Genomic DNA, 2,717 nt, shown 5'->3' with positions numbered 1-2,717 from the left:
CCAAACACCTCCTACACCTACTTGAGGGTCAAGGGTCAGTTGGAGGAAAAGCTGCGCAAGATGGACCTTGGACAGGTGCGATTTTACCGCCCTTCGATGTTAATCGCGCCTAAGAGGGCAAACCTCCAACTGGGAGAAGCCATTTGGATTAAGATTTTCCAAGTCATCTCCCCCTTTTTACTAGGGCCCCTATCTAGCTGGAAGGGCATCCGCCCCCAAGCGGTCGCAAGTGCTATGGTTTCCAATGCTATTTGTGCCAACTCAAAAACGATTTATCGCTACAAGGATATGGTGAAATAAAACAAACTGGCGTAAATTGTCAATGACCTGTCAGACATTATCATTTACTTGACGGAAATTCTCCTGTATACTAGACTTATCAAATGAAACAAAAGAGGAATACAAACATGTCAGTAAATAAAGTTATCTTAATCACCGGCGCATCATCAGGAATGGGGAAACTCTCAGCCCAAGATCTCATCAAAGCAGGTCACACGGTCTATGCCGTTGCCCGTAGCGTGGACAAGATGAAAGATTTGGAAGCACTCGGTGGCCACATCATGAAGATGGACGTGACCAATGAAGAGGATATCGAAAAAGTTGTCGCTAAAATCATTGAAGAAGAAGGGCGGATCGATGTCCTTTGGAACAATGCTGGTTATGGCCTTTACGGTCCTGTCGAAGACCTGTCCATGGAAAAAGTCCAACAACAGATGGAAGTCAATGTCTACGGAGTGGCTCGTCTGACCAAGAAAGTCCTACCATACATGCGTGCCCAAAAAGAGGGGCTCATCATCAACACCTCATCAATGGGTGGAAAAATCTATACCCCACTTGGAGCTTGGTACCATGCCTCTAAGCATGCCATTGAAGGCTTTAGCGACTGCCTCCGTATGGAAGTCAAGGAGTTTGGGATCAAGGTGGTCGTCTTGGAACCAGGCATGATCAACACTGGCTTTAACGCTGGCGTCAGCCAAAATTTCTCTTATGAGTCTAAAAATGGTGCCTACAGCCGTTTGGTCAATGGCTACATTAAGGCTATGGAAAATAACCCAGCTCCAGGGTCAAGTCCAGAAGTCATCTCACGCACCGTTTTAAAAATCATCAATGCCCGTAACCCTAAAACCCGTTACCTAGTCGGTCGTGGCGGTAAACTTCTGGTCGGCATTCGCCGTATCTTTGGCGATAAATTCTTCGACCGGATGATGCTCATGTCCATGCGTTAAAAAGGAGAAGCCATGCGTCTCAATCTCAGCCAACAATACCTAGAAAATCTCAAGGCCCTTGGATTGGACTTTCAGTCCATCCTCGACCTGGCCCAGTTGCCAGATACCAGCTGGAAAGAAGAGATGACCTTGTCAACTCTGGATTATTACCATCTCCTCACAGCCTTTGACAAGGTGGCCAGCGACGAGCAAATCCTTGCCATGAGTCGCATCAAGGACATCCAGATGTTCATGCCCCCTTTCTTTGCGGCCCTGTCCTCAAAAAATGGCCTAGCGGCCATTGAGCATTTCGCTAAATACAAGAAAATCACAGGTCCTATCGTGGTCTCAATCGAAACCTTTGACGACTTGGTGCGCGTGAACTACCGCTATGACTATGCCGGTTTGGACTTGCCCCGCTTTGCGGTCCTCAATGAGCAGTTGCTCCTGCTGGATCTGATCCGGACAGGCACAGGCGAAGCCATTGCTCCCGTCCATGTGGGGACGCCCTTTAGCTATGAAGCAGTTAGTAGAGACACCTTTGCCTGCCATGTGGAGCAAATGGAGGGCAATGAAATGGTCTTTCGTAAAGCAGATCTCGAGAAGCCCTTTCTCACGGCCAATAATGTCATGCTGGACTATCTCGAGCCCCAGCTCAAGGAGCGCTTGGCAGAGGCCATGACCAGCGAGAGCTTCACCGGTGTTGTCCAGCAAAAACTCTACCAGATGATTCCGAGTGGTGCCTTTGGCATTGAGGACATTGCGGCCTCTCTGGGCATCAGTAGCCGGACCCTTCAGCGCAACCTGACCGCAGAAGGCACCAAGTTTAACCAAGAACTGCACAATGTCCAAAAACTTCTGGCCTTTAGCTATTTCAAACAGCCAGAAATCAGCACTGACGAAGTCGCCTACCTCCTAGGCTATGCTGAAGTTTCCTCTTTCTCCCGCGCCTTTAAAAAATGGACAGGGCAGACCATTACGGAGTATCAGCGTAAGTTTCTCAACTAACTAACGACCTAGGCTAGATAGGGCGCGCATGACGATATCGATGTCTTTGTTTTCCAATTCAGCGATGATATGAAGATAGGTCTTTTGTGTGGTTGTCATACTGGAGTGGCCCAGTCGTCTAGCGACACTGGCGATAGAAGCTCCTGCAAAAAGTAAGATAGAAGCATGAGTATGGCGCAGACCGTGGAGACTAATCACAGGGATATGGACATGCTGGCAATGGCGCTCAAGACGCTTATTTGGTGTTGAATTCCAGATAGGACCGTGAACGAAGATGGGTTGATCTTCGGGCAAATCTTTGACGAGTTCACTAAATTGGATGACCGTTTGCCAGTCAATCGGAACCTTTCGAATAGATGACATATTTTTGGTCGGTAGAAAGCCCGTGTTTCGTTTGTAGTCCCAAGTTTTAGTAATACTCAAGGTCTGGTGGTTAAAGTCAAAATCCAGCGGTGTCAGTGCCAGGGCTTCCGAAAAGCGAAGACCAGTCTTTGCGATGAGGAG

Annotated in this window: 3 protein-coding genes and 1 pseudogene; 3 read left to right on the top strand and 1 reads right to left on the bottom strand. The window is 48.2% G+C overall.

Going from position 1 to position 2,717, the window contains the following annotated elements:
• The 3 genes and pseudogenes from SORDD16_RS00840 to SORDD16_RS00830 all read left to right on the top strand — a co-directional run.
• A pseudogene (locus SORDD16_RS00840) lies at positions 1-300 on the top strand (NAD-dependent dehydratase); the annotation flags it as partial.
• Positions 301-407: 107 nt separating this feature from the next.
• Positions 408-1,226 carry an oxidoreductase gene (locus SORDD16_RS00835; RefSeq protein ID WP_061451975.1) on the top strand — a complete coding sequence of 273 codons (819 nt, stop codon included), beginning with the start codon at positions 408-410 and terminating at the stop codon, positions 1,224-1,226.
• 12 nt (positions 1,227-1,238) lie between these two features.
• Positions 1,239-2,213, top strand: coding sequence for a helix-turn-helix domain-containing protein (locus SORDD16_RS00830; protein WP_061451974.1), 975 nt, complete (start codon positions 1,239-1,241; stop codon positions 2,211-2,213).
• On the opposite strand, the gene SORDD16_RS00825 is transcribed toward SORDD16_RS00830, so the two are convergent.
• A partial coding sequence (locus tag SORDD16_RS00825; protein ID WP_164966466.1) for a site-specific integrase occupies positions 2,214-2,717 on the bottom strand: 504 nt, incomplete at its 5' end. It abuts the gene before it with no gap.

Origin of the sequence: Streptococcus oralis (assembly GCF_001578945.1) — a bacterium.
Classification (GTDB): Bacteria; Bacillota; Bacilli; order Lactobacillales; family Streptococcaceae; genus Streptococcus; species Streptococcus oralis_Q.
Note: the sequence above shows the minus strand (reverse complement) of the source record. Positions and strands in the feature narration are given on the sequence as shown.